A 20,083-nucleotide genomic window follows, 5' to 3' on the forward strand; every position below is an offset into this window, starting at 1 on the left:
CGAAGCGGCTTCACCAGCGGCTTCACCAGCGGCATCGCCACGCCGCGACGGCACGATGAACAACCACCTGGCCCCCCTGGGACCGAAGGCCGACAAGGCGAGGCGGCCCGGCTGCCGGCGGGCGCAGCCGGGGTCCGTGGCGGGTCGCGGTCGGTATCGGGCGGGAAGGCGAGGCATGGTGGAGGGGTGATCGCACTCGCCGTCGTCTGTGCCGTCGCGGGGGCCGCCAGCAATGCCGTGGGGACGGCCTTCCAGCGCAAGGCCGCCTCCACGGTGTCGCAGGGCGGCGGCCTCGGCCTGATGATCGCCCTCGTGCGACGGCCCGCCTGGTCGATCGGCATCGCCGGTGTCGTGGGCGCCGCGCTCTTCCAGGCCCTGGCCCTGGTCAACGGGCCCCTGGCGCTGGTCCAGCCGCTGTTCGTGCTGGAACTGCCGTTCGCCCTGCTGGTCATCGCACCGCTGATGCACCGCAGGCTGCCCGCCGCCGGCTGGCGGGCCGTCGCGGGCATGGTCGGCGGGCTCGCCCTGGCCCTGGCCGCGGCGGCTCCCTCGGGCACCCGCAACGAGGCGGCCATGGCGCGCTGGCTGCCGGTGCTGGCCCTGACCCTGGGCGCGATGCTCCTCGCCGTCGTCCTGGCCCGCCCGGCGCGTTCCTCACTGTTCCGGGCGGCGGCGCTGGGCACGGCCGCCGCGATCGGCAACGCGCTGACGGCCGCGCTGATGAAGTCGGCCACGGGCGTGCTCGCCGACGCGGGGTTCACCGCCTTCCTGCGCACCTGGCAGACCTACGGCTTCGCGCTGGCCGGCGTCGGCGCGCTCCTGCTGCTGGAGAACTCCCTCCAGGCCGGCGCCCTGGTCGCCTCGCAGCCCGCGCTGACCATCGGCGACGCGACCGTGAGCCTGCTGCTGGGCGTGACGCTGTTCGGGGAGGAGATCTGCACCGGCTGGTGGCTGCCGGTGGAGCTGGCGGGCGTCCTGCTGATCCTGTGGGGCGTGCTGCGGCTGACCCGGGTGGCGCCCCACCTGATCGACCTCAACCGCTGAGACGGGCCGGCGCCGCCTGAGAGGAGACGTACCGGGTCGCGCGGCGCGCGTACGCAGACCGGCGCGTACGCCTCCACCACGGCACGGCACGGCACGGCGCGGCAGGACCGTGCCGCGGTCGGCACGGGACAGGGGCGCCGCCGAGCAGTCTGGTCCGGCGATCTCGGCGTCCTCGATCAGCCGCGCCATCCGCCGGGACGTCAGTCCCGAGCGCGCGCGTGGCGACGCTGCGCCGCGTGCTCCGGCGCACCCGCGTATCGCGCCGGGTGCCGGCCGGTCCGGGGTGCGCCGGTGAGTGAGGGGTCTCCGTATGCGTCGACGGCATTTGACATTAGATCCTCTTATGGCAGATAAAGGACATGCTTTGGCCACTCATTCGCGCAGCGTGATGTCCGCGGGGGTGAGGCCGCCATCCCTGCTACGCGAATGAGTCCGACCGTGTCCCAAGCCACCACCGACCAGCCCGCCCCCGATGCCGTCGCGCGGTGGCACGCCTGGCGCGCCGAGCGCCTGCGGGCCCTGACCGCGCCGACCGGGAACCTCGCGCTCGTCGAGACCCGCTGGCTCCCGGCCGGCGAGAGCCCGGACGCGGAGCGGGACCGGGCCGGCCGGCCGGACACCGTGAGCGTCACCACACTGAGCCGGACCGACCTCGTCACCGGCGAGCCCGAGCACGGTCTGCGGTTCTGGGACGCCGACGCGCCGGCCATCCGCCGCTTCGACCGGGTCGACACCTTCCCGTACGACCCCGCCTGGGTGCTGCACGCCACCTACACCCCCGTACCGGGCGCCCGCCGGATCCCCTTCGAGCACATCCGGGACAACGGCGGCACCCGCGACCTCGTCGTCCCCGGCGACATCACCCTCACCGTCGACGGCCGCGCCTACACCCTCAGCGCCTTCGACGACGACGGCACCCTGCTGCTCGTCTTCGGTGACCCCACCAACGGGGACACCACCTACGGCGCCGGGCGCTTCCTGTTCGTGCGGCGCACGGAGCACGACGACCGGGTGCTGCTCGACTTCAACCGCGCCTTCGTGCCGCCCTGCGGATTCTCCGATCAGTACAACTGTCCGATGCCGCCCCGGCAGAACCGCTTCCACCTGCCCGTCGAGGCCGGCGAGAAGCGCGCCGTCTTCCGCGGCGGCGTCCCCGCACAGCACTGACCCGCAGCCCCCCCCGCACCGCAGCACGAAAGCGCACACCACGTGAACATCAAGAAGACCTCCCTGTACGGCACCGCGACCGCGGCCACCCTCGCCCTCACCCTGACCGCCTGCGGCGGCTCCGGCTCGGGGGGCAGCGCCTCCGGCGGCTAGTGGGACAAGAACGCCACCGTCGACATCGGCTCGCTCTACGAGCCGCAGAACCTCGACAACACCGCGGGCGGCGGGCAGGGCGTGACCGAAGCCCTCAACGGCAACGTCTACGAAGGGCTGTTCAGGCTCACCGACGACGGCAAGGTGGACAAGCTCCTCGCCCGGGACTACAAGGTCAGCACCGACGGGCTCACCTACACCTTCACCCTGCGCGACGGCGTGAAGTTCCACAGCGGAAAGCAACTGACCAGCGACGACGTCAAGTACAGCTTGGAGAAGGTCATCGCGGACGACTCCCAGTCCGCCCGCAAGAGCAACCTCGAGGTCATCAAGGACATCGCCACACCCGACGCGCACACCGTCAAGGTCACGCTGTCGCAGCGGTCCATCTCCTTCGTCTACAACCTCTCCTACGTCTGGATCATCAACTCCCAGGCGAAGAACCTGAAGACGACCGAGGACGGCACCGGCCCCTACACGCTGGACAAGTGGACCCGGGGCTCCGCCCTCGGCCTGAAACGGTTCGCCGGCTACTGGGGCGGCGCCGCCAGCAACCAGAAGGTCGTCTTCCACTACTACAAGGACGCCACGGCGCTCAACAACGCCCTGCTGACCAACGCCGTCGACGTGGTCACCGGCGAACAGTCCCCGGACGCCCTCGACCAGTTCAAGAACAACCAGAACTACAAGGTCAACGACGGGAACTCCACCACCAAGCTGCTGCTCGCCTTCAACGACAAGGCCAAGCCCTTCACCGACGTCAAGGTCCGCCGGGCCGTCTCCGCCGCCATCGACGACAAGAAGCTCCTGGAGTCGGTCTGGGGCGGCTACGGCAAGCTCATCGGCTCGATGGTGCCGCCCACCGACCCCTGGTACGAGGACCTCACCAAGGTCAACGCCTACGACCCGGCCCGCGCCAAGAAGCTGCTCGCCGAGGCCGGTTACGCCAAGGGCTTCAAGTTCACCCTCGACACCCCGAACTACGACCCGCACCCCACCGCCGCGACCTTCATCAAGTCCGAACTCGCCAAGGTCGGCATCACGGTCACGATCAACACGATCACCCCGGACCAGTGGTACACCAAGGTCTACAAGAACCACGACTTCACGGCCACGCTCCAGGAACACGTCAACGACCGCGACCTCGTCTGGTACGGCAACCCCGACTTCTACTGGGGCTACGACAACAAGCAGGTCACGCAGTGGGTGCGGCAGGCCGAGGAGGCCCGGACCACCGCCGGGCAGACCGAACTGCTGAAGAAGGTCAACCGCAAAACCGCCGAGGACGCGGCCAGCGACTGGCTGTACCTGTACCCGCAGATCGTCGTCGCGAGCAGCAAGCTGTCCGGCTACCCGCTCAACGGCCTCAACTCGCAGTTCTACGCCTACGACATCAAGAAGAAGGGCTGATGGCGCGCTACCTGCTGCGCCGCCTGGTCTTCCTCGCGGTGTCGCTGGCCCTGGCGAGCGTGGTGCTGTTCGTCCTGCTGCGCATGCTGCCCGGCGATCCGGCCAACGCGCTCACCTCGGTGGGCGCGAGCCCCGAGCAGATCGCCGCGGCCCGCCACTCCATCGGCTCCGACAGGCCGCTGCCCGAGCAGTTCGCCCACTGGCTCGGGCAGTTGGCGAGCGGCGACCTCGGCACCTCCTTCGTCAGCTCGCTGCCCGTCGGACCCGAGGTCTCCGCCCGGCTGGACGTCACCGTGCCGCTCACCCTCGCGGCCTTCGTACTGGCCGTCCTCATCGCCGTACCCGCCGGGTTCCTCGCCGCCCACAAGCGGCACACCTGGTACGGCGCGCTGCTCAGCGGCGTCTCCCAACTGGGCATCGCCATCCCGGTGTTCTGGCTCGGCATGATCTTCATCGCCGTGTTCGCGCTGAACGCGGGCTGGCTGCCCGCCGGCGGCTTCCCGCAGGACGGCTGGTCCGCACCCGCGGACGCGGTCCGCTCGCTGGTGCTGCCGGTCCTCACCATCGCACTGGTGATGAGCGCGTCCCTGATCCGCTACGTCCGCTCCGCCACCCTCGACGTGCTGGGCAGCGACCATCTGCGCACCGCCCGCGCCCTGGGCTCCTCCTTCGGGCGGGCGATGTGGCGGCACGGGCTGCGCAACGCCGCCGTACCGGTGATCTCCGTGCTCGGCATCGAACTCGCCTCGACCCTGCTGGGCGCGGTCGTCGTGGAGTCCGTGTACGCGCTGCCCGGCCTCGGTTCGATGCTCGCCACCGGCATCGCCCAGCACGACTACCCGGTCATCCAGGGCGTGCTGTTCGTCTCCACCCTCGCCGTGCTGCTCATCGGCTTCGTTGCCGACCTGGTCCAGCGGATCATCGACCCGCGGCTGCGCGACCGACTGACGGGAGGTGCCCGATGACCGGAACCGACGTGCTCGAACCGGCGCCGCCCACGAGCGAGGCACGCGCCGGGCGGCGGGCCCGCGGCTCCGCCACGCTCATCGTCGGCTGTGTGCTGGCGGGCGCCATCGCCCTGCTCGCCCTGGTCTCCCTGTTCTGGCTGCCGTACCCGGCCGACGACACCTCCGGCGGGCGGCTCACCGGCCCCGGCGGCGCACATCTGCTCGGCACCGACAAGCTCGGCCGGGACCTGTTCACCCAGGTGATGACCGGCTCCCGGATCGCCGTCGAGGCGGGCCTCGGCTCGGTGCTCATCGCCGCCGCGATCGGCGTCACCCTCGGGCTGCTCGCCGCGTTCGCACAGGGCTGGCTCGACGACACGCTCTCCGCGTTCCTCGACATCCTCATCGCGTTCCCGACCCTGCTGCTCGCCATGCTCATCGTGGCCGCCCGCTCGGCGACCCTCGGCTCCGCGGTCCTCGCGATCGGGCTGGCGCAGAGCGCCGTCGTCGCCCGGCTGGTGCGCATCCTCGCCAAGCGGGTCCTCGCACAGGACTACATCACCGCCGCCCGCACCTCCGGCACGTCCTGGCCGCGCACCGTGCTCGGCCACGTCCTGCCCAACATCTGGCCCACCCTCGTGGTCAACCTGGCCCTCCAGTTCGGGCTCGCCGTGCTCGCCGAGGCCGGACTGTCCTACCTGGGCCTCGGCGCGCCGCCGCCCAACGCCTCATGGGGCCGCATGCTCCAGGAGGCGCAGGCCACCTTCACCACCGCCCCCGCCGGCGCGCTGGCCCCCGGCATCCTGCTCGTGCTGCTGGTGATCGGCGTCAACCTCGTCGCCGACGGCCTGCGTGACACCCTCGACCCGGCGACCCGCCGGAGGCGCACATGACCCTCCTCGACGTCCGTGGCCTGACCGTCCGCACCGGCGACGGCCGGACCCTGGTCGACGACCTGACCTTCGGCGTGGCGAGCGGCGAACGGCTCGGCCTCATCGGCGAGTCCGGCTCCGGTAAGTCGCTCACGACGCTCGCGGTGCTCGGCCTGCTGCCCGACGGCATGACCGCCACCGGAAGCGTGGAGCTGGCCGGCACCCAGATCGTCGGCGCGAGCGAGAAGCGGCTGACCGCCGTGCGCGGCCGGGACGCCGCCGTCGTCTTCCAGGAGCCGCTGACCGCGCTCGACCCGCTGATGCGGGTGGGCCGCCAGATCGCCGAACCCCTCGGCAGGCGCACTGGTCTGAAGGGCGCCGCCCTGCGGGAGGCCGTACGCGAGGCGCTGGCCCAGGTGCGGCTGCCCGAGCCGGAACGCATCGCGCGGGCCTTCCCGCACGAGATCTCCGGCGGGCAGCGGCAGCGCGTCGCCCTGGCGATGGCCCTGGCCTGCGCGCCCCGGCTGCTGATCGCCGACGAGCCGACCACCGCCCTCGATGTGTCCGTGCAGGCGGAGATGCTGGACCTGATCGACACCCTGGTCCGGGAACGGGAGATGGCGGTGCTGTTCGTCAGCCATGACCTCGCCGTCGTCGCCCGGGTGACCGACCGGGCCCTGGTGCTGAGGGACGGCCGGGCCGTCGAGGAGGGCACGGTCGGCGAACTCGTCCGCGCCCCGCGCGAGCGCTACACCAGGGACCTTGTGACGAGCGCCCGGAAACTGGAGTCCGCCCTGGACCTGAGGAGCCCGCGGTGACGCCCGTACTGGAACTGAGGGATGTGGCGCTGCGCCACCGGGGGAGCGCCGCCGACACCGTGCGGGATGTCTCCCTCGCCGTCGAGGCCGGGCACAGCCTCGCCCTGGTCGGCGAGTCCGGGGCGGGCAAGACGACCCTGCTGCGCCTGCTGCTCGGCCTGTCCCGGCCCACCGCCGGCGGCGTACGCTTCGACGGCGCCGAGTTGTCCCCGCGTGACCGGGCGCAGATGCGCCGCTTCCGGCGCAGCGTGCAGTGCGTCTTCCAGGACCCCTACTCCTCCCTTGACCCGCGCCGGCGCGTCGCCGCCATCGTGGCCGAACCGCTGCGCTCCCTGGGCATCGACACCAGGGCCGGCGCGGCGCCCAAGGTGGCCGCGGCCCTGGAACGGGTGGGCCTGCCCGCCGACGCGGCGGACCGCTATCCGCACGAGTTCTCCGGCGGGCAGCGCCAGCGCATCGCCATCGCCCGGGCCACGGTGTGCGGGCCGCGCGTCCTGCTCGCCGACGAACCCGTCAGCGCGCTCGATGTCACCACCCGGGTGAAAGTCGTCGACCTGCTCGCCGAGTTGCAGCGGGATCAGGGGCTGACGCTCGTGATGGTCTCCCACGACCTGTCGGTCGTCGCCTCCCTGTGCGAGCGCACCGCCGTACTGGAACGCGGCCGCATCGTCGAACAGGGCGACACCGCCCGGGTACTGGGCGCCCCGGCGCACCCGTACACCCGCAAACTGATCGAGAGCGTGCCCCGCCTCCCCACCTGACACACCCAACAGGCGACGCACCGCCGGGAGACCGCCCGCGCAGGATCTGCGGCGACCCGGCCGCGCCACCGATCCGCCCGTCACGCACGGCAGACACCGCGCAGGGGTCCGTGGCGGCGACCCCGCCGGTGGAGTCCGAGGATGCCGCGCACCCGCGGCGCACCGCGCTCGGCCCCAAGGCCGAGGTGTCGGCGCCCACCGCGCCGTGGGCCGGGTTCGCCCGGAACGCCGCCCGTTTGCCCGGCTGTTCCGCGGGTGCGGGTGCGGGTGCTGTGCGTACCTCCCGCCCGTAACAGGTCCGGTGGGCCGCCGTGGCCGCGCGGCGCGCGCTCGCCTTCGTGGGCAACCGGCCGCTCGGTCCCTCGTCGAAGGCGGGGAATCGGTGGCGGGTGGCTCACTCGGTGGGGTGCGGGGCTCTCAGGTGCAGTGACCGTAGTGCCGCCTCCAGGGCGAAGCGGTGGTCGGGGTCGGTGAGGCGGTCGCCGAGCCGGGCGTCCAGATTGCGCAGGCGGTAGCGCACCGTCTGGGCGTGCACGCCCAGCATCTCGCCGACCTGCTCCGCGGGCGCCCGGGTGGAGATGTGCACGCGCAGGGTCTCCATGAGCCGGCCGCGGCGGCTGCTCGGCAGCCCGTCGAGCGGCGCCAGTTCCCTGGCCGCCAGATGGGACACGAGCGGCGGGTCCGACAGCAGCCACAGCGTCACCAGGTGGTCCTCGCAGCGGGTCAGCGGCGCGTCGGCCACGACACCCTCGTCGATCAGCTGGAGCACGCGGCGCGCCCAGCGGATGGAGTCGGCGGCCTGCGCGAGCGGCACCGTCAGGCCCGCGACGGCGTGCGTGCCCGCCGGCGCCGCGTCCAGCATGGCGAGCCGGTCCGGGGTCAGGGCCCCCGGGATGAGCAGATGCGGCTGCGGAATGTCCAGGTCCGCGAGGACGTCACCGGCCAGACCCGCCTCCAGATGGTCGGGCGCGGGCGACCGCAGGGCGACGAGGGTGACCTCGGCGGGCAGCGGCCAGGCGGCCGCCTCGCACAGCCCGGACACGGTCGCCTGCGGCAGCGGCGGCGCGGCCAGGATCAGATGCAGCAACTGTCTTCGTACCGCCGAGACCTCCGACGAGGCCCGCGACTGCACCTCCACATAGCCCTCGCGGGAGAGCGCCTCCAACTCCTCGACGTAGGCGAACAGGGCGTCGGCGAAGGCGAGGATCACGGTGGGCGACAGGTTGTACTGCCGGCCCACGGCCTTGGCACGGCGCAGGGCGATGCGCGCGCCCAGCCGATAGGCCCCCTGAAGGGTGTCCAACTCCCTGCCCTCATAGGCCTCCACGCGCCCGAACTTGCGTAACAGCTCGTCGCGCACCGCCGAGTCCTTGCCCGGTTCGGCGACCCGGTCCACGAAGGCGGCCAGGGCCTCCTCGACGCCCTGCCGGATGGCGTCGGCGTTGGGGCCGTTGAGCAGCCGGCCGTACACGGGATAGGCGCGGGTGACCTCGATGCGTATTTCCTTCATGAGGCCCGGCAACTCCGGCCGCATGAAGGCCGCGAACTCCCTGGGCAGGGGGTCGAGGGGTTCTCCGACCTGCGGCGACCGTACGGTTGAAGGCATGACTGGTCGTCCCTTGCTCTCCGACGCGCCCGGTGGGGGGAGACCGGCCGGGTGCCCCCCGCTGGACCGAGGGGGACACCCGGCCGGCCCTCAGGTGCATACCTGTCTTGGGCTGCTGAAGCTAAATCAAGTTTCACGCGCCGTACACAGGTCGTGCACGGTTTGCCGCAGCGAGACGGGATCGGACTGCCGGGACGGCTGATAATCGCCTTTGTACGGCGCTCACTTGACGGCGGAGTTCCAGTTGCGCGCGAGGATCTTGCCGGCGTCGGGGGCGACGGTGCCGGGTGCCGTCAGACCGGTGAGGTAGGTCTGGGTGTTGTTGAGTGTGAGGCTGTTCTTCCCGGCGGCGGACGGCAGCCCGGTCTTGAGGTTGACCGCCGCGTCGACCAGGCCGAGGCCCAGCCCGCAGCCGCTGGCGCCGGGCACCGCGAAGCCGCTGTCCCTCTGGGTGGCGCCGGTGAGGCCGATCCGGCTCATCTCGCCGTCGTCGGCGGGCGTGCCGTCGCCCTTGAAGAACGACAGTCCGAACGTGGGGTAGGTGAGGTTCGCCGGCCGCAGCACGATCGGGTTGCTCTTCGTGCCGATGTAGCAGTTGGCGCCGAGGAACGGGTTCTCCAGGTGGATGCGGACCGGCAGGGCGACGATGGGCAGGTCGGTGAGGACGCCCGCGCTCTGGTCGAAGTCGGAGGGTGTGCCGACGGACTCCACGGTCGCGGTGATCTTGTTGAGCGTGCTGTTGGCGAGCTGTTCGCAGATGGCCGTGATCCCGGGCAGGTCGCTCGGACACATCAGGCCCAGCAGCCCGCCGGGCACCGACGCGGAGTCGGCGATGATCGCACCGTCGCTCGGGGCCACCACGGTACTGGTGCCGTCCGAGCTCTGCACGACGCCCATCTGGAGGTTGGTACGGCCCGTCACCACGGTGGTCTTGCCCAGCGTGATGGAGCCGTTCGGCGAACTGGAGACCACGCACTGCGGCGTCCTGGCCAGGCCGTCCGCGGCGAGCATGGCCGGCGCGTTCACCGGGCAGCGGGTGAACGGCGCCCACTCGCCGCTGAGTTGGGCCGTGGCCGCGGTCGCGGTGCCCATCGAGGCGAAGGCGCCGAGCGCGGTGCCGAGCGCGGTGACGGTGGTGGCGAGTCTGGCGCCGAGCGGGAACCGTTTCATGAGGTGGCCTTCCGTGAGGGGTACGGGCTGGGGCGGGACTCAGCGTTCGGGAACGGGAATCTTGAGGGGCTGCAGATCCGTGGTGCACTCCTCCGGGTTCGGCACGTCGGCGGCCACATAGCAGGTCTGACCCTGCATCTGCTTGACGTAGTTGCCGGAACCGGAGACCGAGGCCGTCAGCAGGCGGTCCACCCGCTCGCCGCCGGCCCCGCAGCCGGTGAAGGCGGGGATGGTCACCTCGCCGGTCAGCGGGCCGCCGGACAGCAGTAGATAGCCGGTGGCCGGCTCGCCCGTGACCTGCTCCCCGCGGCCGTGCAGCACCAGATGGTCGCCGGGATGGTGCGCGGGATCCGGTTCGGGGGAGGCGAGGGGCTTCTCGGTGCGGCAGTTTGGCCCCACCTCCAGCGGTGTCCCGTTGACGGTGAGCGAGATGACCCGGAGCACCAGCGGCACCCGGACATAGGTGTCGGTGCTGGTGAACACGAAGTCGGTGGCGCCGAGCGAGTCGATGGTCAGCGGGCCGGTCTGCTCCAGCACCATGGTGGCCTTCGTCGGGGTGAAGCCGAACGTGAGGAAGGTGGCCTCGAACGGGGGCGACCAGGCGCGGCCCCCGTTGTACAGGTCGCCGGTGGAGTGCTGCTTGATGGTGCCGCCGCTGAAGTCCGGGTAGAACTCGAACTCCGGCTCGCCCTGCTCGATCAGGGTGCAGGTCAGCGGGATCAGCGCGGCGCCCTTCAGCTTCCGGACGTTCGCATAGCCGGTGATGTACGCGTTGAGCGACATCGGGCCCGCCGGGTACCGGGCGTCGTACCGGCACGGCGGCGCGTCGGGCCGGGCCCCTGTGCCGCCCGGTGTGTCCCCGCTGACCCTGGGGGACCGCTCCCGCTGCCGGTCCGCCGGTGCGCCGCCCTGCCGGGTGGGCGTGCCGGACGGGGAGGGCGAGGCGGACGGCGAGCCGTCCGGGCCGCCGGGGTCCGGGCCGACCGGGACGGCGGCCAGCAGGCCGTTGTCAGGCGCGTCCTCGGCGAGGGCGCACTCGACGGTGAGCGCGGCGGGCTCGGCGGCGCCGTCGTCCGCCGCGCCGAGCGCCAGGTCCACCGCGAAGTCCGCGGCGGACAGCGTCAGTTCACCGGCGCCGCGCCCGGTCACCGTCGGTACGTCGCCGGTCGCGGTGAGCGTCAGCGGCCCGGCCGTCGGGAGGACCACCGGCTGCGCGGTGCCACGCCAGGTCGCCTCGGCGGTGGCGTCGTTCTGCGCGACGGCGACGGTCAGCCGGGTCTCGGCGGACCGCACACCTGGCGCTCCGGTCGCGGCAAGGTCGGCCACCGCCTGCGCCGGGAACTCCACGGTGGTGGTGACGTCCGCGGGCCGGATCGGCTCGCCCGCCGCCACCCGGTCGGGAAAGGCCGCCGAGACCCGCACCGTCACGGGCCGCTGCCCGGACGGAAGCGTGCACACATAGGGGAGTTCGGTGTCGACCTCCCGTATGCCCGCGGCGACGGCCGCGGCCGGGACCGTGGCGGCCAGCACCACGAACGCGGCGATCGTCGCGCCGCGGGCACGGGCACGGGACGGCCGCCGCACAGCGGCACGGGGACCTCTCATCGATTGCTCCGCTCGCATCGTTCGCCGGCCCGGGGACGGCGGTGGCGGCCGGCGGTCGCCGGCCGGGCGCGGACAGCCCGCGTGCGCCCGGCCGGTACCACCGGCCGGGCGGGCGCGAGCGGGACCTGCCCTACGGGTTGGAGCCGACGATCGTCGGGATGGTGCTGGTGCCGCTCACCTTGACGGCGTAGTTGCCCTTGAAGGTGGGTTTCGTGGACGTCGTGACCACGGTGCCGCAGCCGCTGGCCGAGGCGACGCTCAGATCACCGGAGACGCTGTTGACCGCGAGGATCCCGGTGGAGTTGGTGTAGGTCGCGCTCGCCTTGCCCGTCACCGTGAACACGCAGGCGCCCGCGGTCACCTTGGCGTTGACGTTGCCGACATAGCCGGTGGTGACGCCCGCGTTGTAGTCCTTGCCGACGACCGTCCACGGGACGGTCGCCACCGTCGTCACATTGCCGAGGACGCTGGTGCACGGCGCGCCGCTGCTGCCGAAGCTGACGGCGGCGATGGAGGCGACGGTCGCCGGGTTGCCGGTGGTGCTCTGCATGGTGCCCGACGCGGTCGATGTCGTACACGTCATCGGGATGTTGGCGGTCAGCACGATGTTGCCGCTGTTGGTCGCCGTGTAATCGGCCGGTGACGGGGTCACGGTCCACACCGTGGAGGGCACCGCGGAGGCGGGGGCGACGGCGATGCCGAACGCGGCCGCTGCGGCGCCGAGGACGAGGGCGGTCCGTGTGCTGGGTTTCTTCATGACTCTGGGACTCTCCTTGTGGATTGACCGGCAGAGGAGGGCCGCTACGGAAGCGGACGGAGATGGGGACCGGGCGGCCCGCGGCTCGGAAAAGCTCGACCGCGGGCACCGACGTTACTTGCCGGAAACTTGGCCGAACAATGCCATCGCCCATGATTCTTTGGAGAACGGAATTATCTGTCCGCCGGGTGAGCACTCCATGCTTCCGCTTAGTCATCGGATGCTAAGGACGAGGCCGTGGGAAGTTTGTGGCAGGCCACCCCCGTGATGCTCACCGAATGACAAGAACGGCGCCCTTTTTTGTCTCCGTGCTGACAGATTCCGGGCGGTCGGTCGGAAACGCGCACAAAACTCGGAACCCGCTCTTGCCCGCCGAGGTTACTCGGTCGTAACGTGCCGGGTACCGTGCCGATCTCCAGGTGGGTGGCCCCCGCAGGCCGACGGCGCGGCGGACGAGGTACGGCCCTCACCCGCCCTCCGGGGCGGTTGTCCGCCGGCCGGGCCCCGCGGATCCCGCCCCTGTGCGGGCCCGCCGCGCCGCCCTGTGCCGGCGCGACAAGTACGCGACCGGTCTTTGTCTGCGCGGTGACAAAGTCCGCGGGAGCCAAGGGAATCCGGCGCCCCACCTATTGTCAGCCGACCGCGCACCGCTTTAACGTGCGCTCCGCGGTGCACGCCGAACCGTTCCTGTCGGAGGTGATATGGGAATCGAAGTGGTCGTCGAGGGCCTGACCAAGTCCTTCGGCCGGCAGAACATCTGGCAGGATGTGACCCTCACCCTGCCGGCCGGAGAAGTCAGTGTCATGCTCGGCCCGTCCGGCACCGGAAAGACCGTCTTCCTGAAGTCGCTCATCGGTCTGCTCAAACCGGAACAAGGCCGTGTCCTCATCAACGGGGTGGACATGGTGAACAGCCCGGAACACGACATATTCGAGACCCGGAAACTCTTCGGGCTCATGTTCCAGGACGGCGCCCTTTTCGGCTCGATGTCCCTCTTCGACAACATCGCCTTTCCGCTGCGTGAGCACACCCGCAAGAAGGAGTCCGAGATCCGCCGCATCGTCATGGAGCGGATCGAGGTCGTCGGACTGCTCGGCGCCGAGGGCAAACTACCGGGCGAGATCAGCGGCGGCATGCGCAAACGGGCCGGCCTCGCCCGCGCCCTCGTGCTCGACCCGCAGATCATCCTGTGCGACGAACCCGACTCCGGACTCGACCCCGTACGCACCGCCTACCTGTCCCAGTTGCTGATCGACCTGAACGCGCAGCTCGACGCGACGATGCTGATCGTCACCCACAACCTCGACATCGCCGCCACGGTCCCCGACAACATGGGCATGCTCTTCCTGCGCCGACTGGTCACCTTCGGCCCCCGCGAGGTGCTGCTCACCAGCGAGGAACCCGCCGTGGCCCAGTTCCTCGGCGGACGCCGCGAGGGACCCATCGGGATGTCGGAGGAGAAGGACGCCGCCACCCTCGCCGCGGAGGCCGCCGACACCCGCCCGGCCCATCCGGCCGTGCCCCGCCAGATCGTCCCGCAGCTGGAGCCGTCCCCCGGACTCCCGCCCCGCCGCGCCGTCGCCCGGCACAGGGAGCGGGTCGTCGGCATGCTTGACCAACTGCCGCCCGCCGCCCGCTCGGTCATCGAGCGCACCTACGCCACGGCCGCCATCGCGCCCGCCACCGCCGCCGGGAGCGGCCCATGATGCTCGGCGCGCTACGGCAGACCGGACGGCTCTTCGCGCTCGCCGCGGAGGTCGGCCGGGCGATCTTCAAACGGCCCTTCCAGTTCCGGGAGTTCATCGAGCAGTTCTGGCTCATCGCGAGCGTCACCATCCTGCCCGCCGCCCTCGTCTCCATCCCCTTCGGTGCCGTGATCGCCCTTCAGGTCGGCTCACTCACCCAGCAGTTGGGCGCCCAGTCGTTCACCGGCGGGGCCAGCGTGCTCGCCGTGGTGCAGCAGGCGAGCCCGCTCATCGTCGCCCTGCTGATCGCCGGCGCCGGCGGCTCCGCCATCTGCGCCGACCTCGGTTCCCGGGTGATCCGCGAGGAGCTGGACGCGATGCGGGTCATGGGTGTCTCACCGGTACAGCGCCTCGTCGTGCCGCGGGTGCTGGCCGCGATGGGCGTGGCCGTTCTGCTCAACGGCCTGGTCTCGGTGGTCGGCATCCTCGGCGGCTACTTCTTCAACGTCTTCATGCAGGACGGCACCCCCGGCGCCTATCTGTCCAGCTTCTCCGCCCTCGCCCAGCTGCCCGACCTCTACATCAGCGAACTCAAGGCCCTCGTCTTCGGCTTCATCGCGGGCATCGTCGCCGCGTACCGCGGGCTGAACCCGCGGGGCGGCCCCAAGGGTGTCGGCGACGCCGTCAACCAGTCCGTCGTCATCACCTTCCTCCTGCTGTTCTTCGTCAACATGGTGATGACCGGCGTCTACCTCCAACTCGTCCCGCCGAAGGGAGGCTGAGACCGATGGCCTCCCCGCTGGTCTGGCTCGACCGCTCTGGCGACCAACTGCTCTTCTACATCCGCTCCCTGCTGTGGGTGCCGCGCACCCTGCACCGCTACCTCAGGGAGGTGCAGCGCCTGCTCGCCGAGGTCGCCTTCGGCACCGGCGGCCTCGGCGTGATCGGCGGCACCATCGGTGTGATGATCGCGATGACCCTGTTCACCGGGACCGTCGTGGGCCTGCAGGGATACGCGGCGCTCGACCAGATCGGCACCGCCGCGTTCACCGGGTTCGTCTCCGCGTACTTCAACACCCGGGAGATCGCCCCGCTCGTCGCCGGACTCGCCCTGTCCGCGACCGTCGGCGCCGGCTTCACCGCCCAGCTCGGTGCCATGCGCATCAACGAGGAGGTCGACGCCCTGGAGGGCATGGGCATCCGCTCCCTGCCCTATCTGGTCACCACCCGCATCATCGCCGGGGTCGTCGCGATCGTCCCGCTGTACGCGATCGGGCTGCTCTCCTCCTACGTGGCGTCCCGCTATGTCACCGTCCTGTTCAACGGCCAGTCCCGGGGCACCTACGACCACTACTTCAACCTGTTCCTGTCACCCACGGACGTCCTGCTCTCCGTACTGAAGGTGCTCATCTTCAGCGTGATGGTGATCGTCGCGCACTGCTATTACGGCTACCGCGCCTCCGGCGGTCCGGCCGGCGTCGGCGTCGCCGTGGGCCGTTCGGTGCGCAACGCCATCGTGCTGATCAGCCTCACCGACTTCTTTCTGTCGCTCGCCCTGTGGGGTGCCACCACAACGGTGAAGGTGGCCGGGTGAGATGAGCAGCCCACGGGGTCAGACGCTGCGCCGCCGGCTCGCCGGAGTGGTGTTCTGGGTGGTGCCCGCCCTGCTGATCTGGCTGGCCGTCGCCGTCTACGACAAGAAGTTCACCGAATCCGACCCGGTGAGCGTGGAGACTGGCAGCGTCGGCAACGAGATGCACCTGGGAGCCGAGGTGAAGCTGCGCGGCGTCGTCGTCGGCGAGGTCCGCGCCATCGAGTCCACCGGTGACGGCGCCCGGCTCACCCTCGCCCTCAGGCCCGGCGCCCGCGCCGGCATCCCCTCCGACGTGCGCGCGCAGATGCTGCCGACGACCCTGTTCGGCGAGCGGTTCGTGGCCCTCGTGCCACCCGCGCACCCCTCCGGCCGGCCGCTCGCCGCCGGAGCCGTCATCCCGCAGGACCGCTCGGCCAACGCCGTCGAGTTGCAGCGGGTCCTCGACGACGTCCTGCCGATGCTCACCGCGGTCCAGCCGCACAAGCTCTCCGCCACCCTGTCCGCGGTCTCCCGGGCCCTGGAGGGACGCGGCGACCAGCTCGGCGCGACCCTCAGCCGACTCGACGCACACCTGCGCAAGTTCAACCCCGACCTGCCCGCACTCAACCGTGACCTGAGAGAGCTCGTGAAGGTCAGCAACCTCTACGCCGACGCCGCACCCGACGTCATCACGGCCCTCACCGACTTCACCACCACCAGCGGCACCCTGGCCGAGAAGTCCGGCGACCTGGCCGCCACGCTCGGCGCCACCACCGGCGCCGCGGACGACCTGACCGGCTTCCTGCGCCGCAACAAGGACACCATCATCCGGCTCAGCGCCGACTCCCGGCCCACCCTGCGCCTGCTCGCCGAGTACTCCTCGTCCTTCCCGTGCACCCTGCGCACCCTCGCCGACTTCGTGCCGGAGATGGACAAGGCCCTCGGCAAGGGCACCGACCGGCCCGGCCTGCGGGTCGACCTCACCACCGTGCCGTCCCGCGGCGCCTACGTCCCCGGCCAAGACACCCCCTCCTACGACGCCGGCGGCGGACCCCGCTGCTACCCGGTCCCCTACCTCGGGGTGCCCACGAAACCGGCCGCCCAGGTGTCCGCCGCGGCCGGCCAGGACCTCGGGCTCGCCAACTCCCCGCAGGAGAACGCCCTCGTCAACGAGCTGCTCGCGCCGGCCACCGGCAAATCGCCGGCCGACCTGCCGGACTGGAGCAGCCTGCTCGCCGGGCCCGCCCTGCGCGGCACGGAGGTGACCCTGCGATGACCCGGCCGCGCCCCGCGCACACCCGGCGCCGCCCGCCGACCGGCCCCGTGCTGAAGTCCCTCGTCTTCCTGGTGGTGACCGCGCTGGCCACGACCGTGCTCGGGCTGAGCGTCGCGGGCACCGGCGTCGGCTCCGCAACCCGCTCCTACAAGGCGCTGTTCACCGATGTCACCGGGCTTGTCGACGGCGACAGCGTGCGCATCTCCGGGGTGAAGGTCGGCGAGGTCACCGGCATCCGCGTCGTCCACCGGCGCACCGCGCAGATCACCTTCACCGTCCGCGACGACCGCACCCTGCCCCGCTCGACGACCGCAGCCGTCAAGTACCTCAACATGGTGGGGCAGCGGTACATCGCCCTGGACCGCGGCAGCGGCGACCTCACCGGCACCCTGGAGGACGGCGACACCATCCCGCTCGACCACACCGCGCCCGCCCTGGACCTGACCCTGCTCTTCAACGGCTTCAAGCCGCTGTTCGAAGGGCTGTCACCGAAGGACGTCAACGAACTCGCCGGTTCCATCGTGCAGGTCCTACAGGGCGAGGGCGGCACCGTCGACAGCCTCATCCGGCACATCGGCTCGCTCAGCCGCACCGTCGCCGCGAAGGACGAGGTCGTCGGCGCGGTCGTGAAGAACCTCAACACGGTCCTGACCACCCTCAACGACCGCGAGGCCCAGTTCGACGACCTCGTGGACACCCTTCGCCGGCTCGTCACCGGCTTCAACGACGACCGCAAACCCCTGGGGCGGGCCGTCGCCGCCATGGGCGACCTGACCACGGTGACCGCGGACCTGCTCCAGGACGGGCGCGCACCCCTGAAACAGGACATCCACGAACTGGGCCGGCTCTCCCAGAACCTCGGCGCCGCCACCCCCCAGATCGAGGACTTCCTCGCCAGGACACCCGCCAAGATGACCGCCCTGGCCCGGCTTTCCTCCTACGGATCATGGTTCAACCTCTACCTCTGTGAGGCGCGCGTGAGTCAAGTGACCACCTCCGACGGCTCCGAGGCCCCCACCGGCATCGCCGTCACGGAGCCGAGGTGCGGCGCATGAGGCTGTCTGGCCGGCCCGGCCGCCGCGCGGACGACCGCACCACCGGCACCGGCACGCGCACCCGCGCCGGCCGGCGCCGCGGGCCGTGGCTCAAGCCCGTCAAGGACCGCGACCCGGTCGCCGTCGCCCTCGTCGGCCTGCTCCTGCTGGCCCTGCTCACCGTGTTCGCGTACCAGGCCGGCCGGCTGCCGCTGATCGGCGGCGGCACCACCTACAGCGCCGACTTCAGCGAGTCGGCCGGCCTCGACGAGGGCGACGAGGTGCGCATCGCCGGCGTCAAGGTCGGCCGCGTCACCCAGGTCTCGCTCGACGGCCCCAAGGTGAAGGTCGGCTTCGAGGTCGACGACGCCTGGATCGGCGACCGGAGCACCGCCGCCATCGCCATCAAGACACTGCTCGGCGAGAAATACCTGGCCCTGGACCCGCTGGGCAGCGCACGCCAGGACCCCGGCCGCCGTATCCCGCTGGCCCGCACCACCTCGCCGTACGACGTGACCCAGGCGTTCCAGGATCTCAGCGGCACCGTCGACGCCCTCGACACCCGGCAGCTCGCCAAGAGCTTCGAGACGATCTCCAAGACGTTCGCGGACTCGCCGCCCCATGTGCGGGAGGCCGCCACCGGACTGTCCGCGCTGTCCAGGTCCGTCTCCGAACGCGACACGGAACTCTCCGAACTCCTGGCAGGCAGCGCCCGGTTCAGCAAGACCCTCAAGGACAAGAAGTCCAGCTTCGAGACCCTCATCGAGGACGGCGGGTCCCTGCTCGGCGAGTTGAAGGACCGCCGCAGCGCCATCCGCGCCCTGCTCAAGGGCAGCAGGGCACTGTCGACACAGCTCAGCGGCCTCGTCGCGGACAACGAGAGCCAACTCGGGCCCACCCTCAAGGCGCTCGGCCGGGTCACCACCATCCTGGAGAAGAACGGCACCCAGCTCGACCGCACACTGGCGCTCGTCGGGCCCTACTACCGGCTCGTCGGCAACACCCTCGGCAACGGCCGCTGGTTCGACAGCTATCTGTGCGGGGTGGTGCCCCGCGACTACCTGCCCGACCCGGCCCAGACCGAGCCGTGCATGCCGCCGAAGCAGTCGGCACCGGCCCAGGGGGGTGGGGCGCGATGACCGGACGCGGCAGACTCCTCGCGGCCGCCCTCGCCCTGGTGGTGGTCGCCGCCTCACTCGCCGTCGCCCGGGCCCTGGACTCCGGCACCCGGCTGACCGCCTACTTCGACCGCGCCGTCGGCATCTACTCCGGATCCGACCTGCGTATCCTGGGCGTGCGGGTCGGCGAGGTGACCTCGGTACGGCCGCGAGGCACCCGGGTGCGCGTGGAACTCGCCCTCGACGAGGGCGTACGGGTCCCCGAGGGCGCCCGAGCCGTGATCGTGGCGCCCAGCGTGGTCGCCGACCGCTATGTGCAGCTCACCCCCGCCTACCGCGCCGGCCCGGCCCTCGCCGACGGTGCCGTGCTGCCCGCCTCCCGCAACCGCACCCCCGTCGAGATCGACCAGCTCTACGCCTCCATCACCGATCTCAGCAAGGCGCTCGGCCCCGACGGCGCCAACGCCTCGGGCGCCCTGTCCGACCTGCTGACGACCGGCGCGGCCAACCTCGACGGCAACGGCGCGGCGATCGGCGACACCATCGAGCAGTTCGGCAAGGCCGCAAAAACGCTCAACGGCAGCAGCGACGACCTGTTCGCCACGCTCAGCCGGCTCCAGTCCTTCACCAGCATGCTCAAGCAGAAGGACACCGATGTGCGCACCGCCCAGGAACGCCTGGACACGGTCGTCGGCTTCTTCGCCGACAACAAGGACGACCTCACGGGCGCCCTCGAAGAACTCGGCAAGGCCCTCGGCCAGGTCAAGCGGTTCATCAAGGACAACCGCGGCGAGCTGAAGAAGAACGTCGACCGGCTGGTGCCGGTCACCCGCACCCTCGTCGAGCAGCGGGCCTCCCTCGCCGAGGCGCTGGACGTGGCACCGCTGGCCGCGGACAACCTGGTGTCGGCCTACGACACCGACACCCGCACCCTCGACGGCCGGGCGAACCTCAACGAGATCAGCATGGGCGGACCGCTGCTGCCGCTCCCGGCGACGGGCGGCTCCGCGTCCTCGGGGGAGGGGAAGCGGTGAGGCGCGGCCTACGACGACACAACGCCTCCGGCGCGGCCCGGCCCGGCACCCGA

The 20,083-nt window shown here is 71.4% G+C and carries 18 protein-coding genes; 14 read left to right on the top strand and 4 right to left on the bottom strand.

Annotated features, from left to right (window positions below; genetic code table 11):
• Positions 1–186 precede the first annotated feature (186 nt).
• The 7 genes from ABT245_RS23235 to ABT245_RS23265 all read left to right on the top strand — a co-directional run bounded on the left by ABT245_RS23235 (position 187) and on the right by ABT245_RS23265 (position 7,172).
• Positions 187–1,044, top strand: coding sequence for a DMT family transporter (locus tag ABT245_RS23235; protein WP_351736496.1), 858 nt, complete (start codon positions 187–189; stop codon positions 1,042–1,044).
• A 426-nt stretch (positions 1,045–1,470) separates the two neighbouring features.
• Positions 1,471–2,211 (top strand): DUF1684 domain-containing protein, encoded by a 741-nt coding sequence (locus ABT245_RS23240; protein WP_351736498.1) that lies wholly within the window; start codon positions 1,471–1,473, stop codon positions 2,209–2,211.
• A gap of 234 nt (positions 2,212–2,445) precedes the next feature.
• A complete protein-coding gene (locus tag ABT245_RS23245) occupies positions 2,446–3,774 on the top strand; it encodes an ABC transporter substrate-binding protein (RefSeq protein ID WP_351736500.1) in 1,329 nt (442 codons plus the stop codon).
• Entirely contained in the window at positions 3,774–4,739 is a 966-nt protein-coding gene (locus ABT245_RS23250) for an ABC transporter permease (RefSeq protein ID WP_351736502.1), read from the top strand. Before ABT245_RS23245 ends, ABT245_RS23250 begins: the two co-directional genes overlap by 1 nt.
• Positions 4,736–5,614, top strand: coding sequence for an ABC transporter permease (locus ABT245_RS23255; protein ID WP_351736504.1), 879 nt, complete (start codon positions 4,736–4,738; stop codon positions 5,612–5,614). Before ABT245_RS23250 ends, ABT245_RS23255 begins: the two co-directional genes overlap by 4 nt.
• Entirely contained in the window at positions 5,611–6,411 is an 801-nt protein-coding gene (locus ABT245_RS23260; protein ID WP_351736506.1) for an ATP-binding cassette domain-containing protein, read from the top strand. Before ABT245_RS23255 ends, ABT245_RS23260 begins: the two co-directional genes overlap by 4 nt.
• Positions 6,408–7,172, top strand: a complete 765-nt coding sequence (locus ABT245_RS23265) for an ABC transporter ATP-binding protein (protein ID WP_351736508.1) — start codon at positions 6,408–6,410, stop codon at positions 7,170–7,172. The genes ABT245_RS23260 and ABT245_RS23265 overlap by 4 nt, the downstream gene beginning before the upstream one ends.
• 394 nt (positions 7,173–7,566) lie before the next feature.
• Here ABT245_RS23265 and ABT245_RS23270 read toward each other — a convergent pair whose 3' ends face one another.
• The 4 genes from ABT245_RS23270 to ABT245_RS23285 all read right to left on the bottom strand — a co-directional run bounded on the left by ABT245_RS23270 (position 7,567) and on the right by ABT245_RS23285 (position 12,310).
• Positions 7,567–8,778 carry a PucR family transcriptional regulator gene (locus tag ABT245_RS23270; protein WP_351736510.1) on the bottom strand — a complete coding sequence of 404 codons (1,212 nt, stop codon included), beginning with the start codon at positions 8,776–8,778 and terminating at the stop codon, positions 7,567–7,569.
• Positions 8,779–9,000: 222 nt separating this feature from the next.
• On the bottom strand, positions 9,001–9,948 hold the full coding sequence (locus ABT245_RS23275) for a hypothetical protein (protein ID WP_351736512.1): 948 nt from the start codon (positions 9,946–9,948) through the stop codon (positions 9,001–9,003).
• Positions 9,949–9,987: 39 nt separating this feature from the next.
• Positions 9,988–11,553 (bottom strand): DUF6801 domain-containing protein, encoded by a 1,566-nt coding sequence (locus tag ABT245_RS23280; protein WP_351736514.1) that lies wholly within the window; start codon positions 11,551–11,553, stop codon positions 9,988–9,990.
• Between the two features lie 130 nt (positions 11,554–11,683).
• A complete protein-coding gene (locus ABT245_RS23285) occupies positions 11,684–12,310 on the bottom strand; it encodes a hypothetical protein (protein WP_351736516.1) in 627 nt (208 codons plus the stop codon).
• Positions 12,311–13,011: 701 nt separating this feature from the next.
• On the opposite strand from ABT245_RS23285, the gene ABT245_RS23290 reads away from it, so the two are divergent.
• Genes ABT245_RS23290 through ABT245_RS23320 form a run of 7 tightly spaced genes read left to right on the top strand, consistent with a single transcriptional unit; the run spans position 13,012 to position 20,030 of the window.
• Positions 13,012–14,016, top strand: a complete 1,005-nt coding sequence (locus ABT245_RS23290; RefSeq protein WP_351736518.1) for an ABC transporter ATP-binding protein — start codon at positions 13,012–13,014, stop codon at positions 14,014–14,016.
• On the top strand, positions 14,013–14,777 hold the full coding sequence (locus ABT245_RS23295) for an MlaE family ABC transporter permease (protein WP_502982169.1): 765 nt from the start codon (positions 14,013–14,015) through the stop codon (positions 14,775–14,777). The genes ABT245_RS23290 and ABT245_RS23295 overlap by 4 nt, the downstream gene beginning before the upstream one ends.
• Positions 14,778–14,782: 5 nt before the next feature.
• Positions 14,783–15,589 carry an MlaE family ABC transporter permease gene (locus tag ABT245_RS23300; RefSeq protein WP_351736520.1) on the top strand — a complete coding sequence of 269 codons (807 nt, stop codon included), beginning with the start codon at positions 14,783–14,785 and terminating at the stop codon, positions 15,587–15,589.
• 1 nt (position 15,590) lies between these two features.
• Complete coding sequence (locus tag ABT245_RS23305; protein WP_351736521.1) at positions 15,591–16,844, top strand: MCE family protein; 1,254 nt, start codon at positions 15,591–15,593, stop codon at positions 16,842–16,844.
• A complete protein-coding gene (locus ABT245_RS23310) occupies positions 16,841–17,899 on the top strand; it encodes an MCE family protein (protein WP_351736522.1) in 1,059 nt (352 codons plus the stop codon). Before ABT245_RS23305 ends, ABT245_RS23310 begins: the two co-directional genes overlap by 4 nt.
• Entirely contained in the window at positions 17,896–19,017 is a 1,122-nt protein-coding gene (locus tag ABT245_RS23315) for an MCE family protein (protein ID WP_351736523.1), read from the top strand. The genes ABT245_RS23310 and ABT245_RS23315 overlap by 4 nt, the downstream gene beginning before the upstream one ends.
• Entirely contained in the window at positions 19,014–20,030 is a 1,017-nt protein-coding gene (locus ABT245_RS23320) for an MCE family protein (protein ID WP_351736524.1), read from the top strand. The genes ABT245_RS23315 and ABT245_RS23320 overlap by 4 nt, the downstream gene beginning before the upstream one ends.
• Positions 20,031–20,083: the final 53 nt, after the last annotated feature.

The sequence above is a fragment of the Streptomyces sp. NPDC001508 genome (genome assembly GCF_040298665.1).
Taxonomy (GTDB): Bacteria; Actinomycetota; Actinomycetes; order Streptomycetales; family Streptomycetaceae; genus Streptomyces.

Excerpts from the sequence above, each read along its gene's own strand:
- ABT245_RS23240 (WP_351736498.1), top strand. The coding sequence starts at position 1,471 with ATGAGTCCGACCGTGTCCCAAGCCACCACCGACCAGCCCGCCCCCGAT.
- ABT245_RS23250 (WP_351736502.1), top strand. The coding sequence starts at position 3,774 with ATGGCGCGCTACCTGCTGCGCCGCCTGGTCTTCCTCGCGGTGTCGCTG.
- ABT245_RS23255 (WP_351736504.1), top strand. The coding sequence starts at position 4,736 with ATGACCGGAACCGACGTGCTCGAACCGGCGCCGCCCACGAGCGAGGCA.
- ABT245_RS23260 (WP_351736506.1), top strand. The coding sequence starts at position 5,611 with ATGACCCTCCTCGACGTCCGTGGCCTGACCGTCCGCACCGGCGACGGC.
- ABT245_RS23270 (WP_351736510.1), bottom strand. The coding sequence starts at position 8,778 with ATGCCTTCAACCGTACGGTCGCCGCAGGTCGGAGAACCCCTCGACCCC.
- ABT245_RS23275 (WP_351736512.1), bottom strand. The coding sequence starts at position 9,948 with ATGAAACGGTTCCCGCTCGGCGCCAGACTCGCCACCACCGTCACCGCG.
- ABT245_RS23280 (WP_351736514.1), bottom strand. The coding sequence starts at position 11,553 with ATGAGAGGTCCCCGTGCCGCTGTGCGGCGGCCGTCCCGTGCCCGTGCC.
- ABT245_RS23285 (WP_351736516.1), bottom strand. The coding sequence starts at position 12,310 with ATGAAGAAACCCAGCACACGGACCGCCCTCGTCCTCGGCGCCGCAGCG.
- ABT245_RS23290 (WP_351736518.1), top strand. The coding sequence starts at position 13,012 with ATGGGAATCGAAGTGGTCGTCGAGGGCCTGACCAAGTCCTTCGGCCGG.
- ABT245_RS23295 (WP_502982169.1), top strand. The coding sequence starts at position 14,013 with ATGATGCTCGGCGCGCTACGGCAGACCGGACGGCTCTTCGCGCTCGCC.
- ABT245_RS23300 (WP_351736520.1), top strand. The coding sequence starts at position 14,783 with ATGGCCTCCCCGCTGGTCTGGCTCGACCGCTCTGGCGACCAACTGCTC.
- ABT245_RS23305 (WP_351736521.1), top strand. The coding sequence starts at position 15,591 with ATGAGCAGCCCACGGGGTCAGACGCTGCGCCGCCGGCTCGCCGGAGTG.
- ABT245_RS23310 (WP_351736522.1), top strand. The coding sequence starts at position 16,841 with ATGACCCGGCCGCGCCCCGCGCACACCCGGCGCCGCCCGCCGACCGGC.
- ABT245_RS23315 (WP_351736523.1), top strand. The coding sequence starts at position 17,896 with ATGAGGCTGTCTGGCCGGCCCGGCCGCCGCGCGGACGACCGCACCACC.
- ABT245_RS23320 (WP_351736524.1), top strand. The coding sequence starts at position 19,014 with ATGACCGGACGCGGCAGACTCCTCGCGGCCGCCCTCGCCCTGGTGGTG.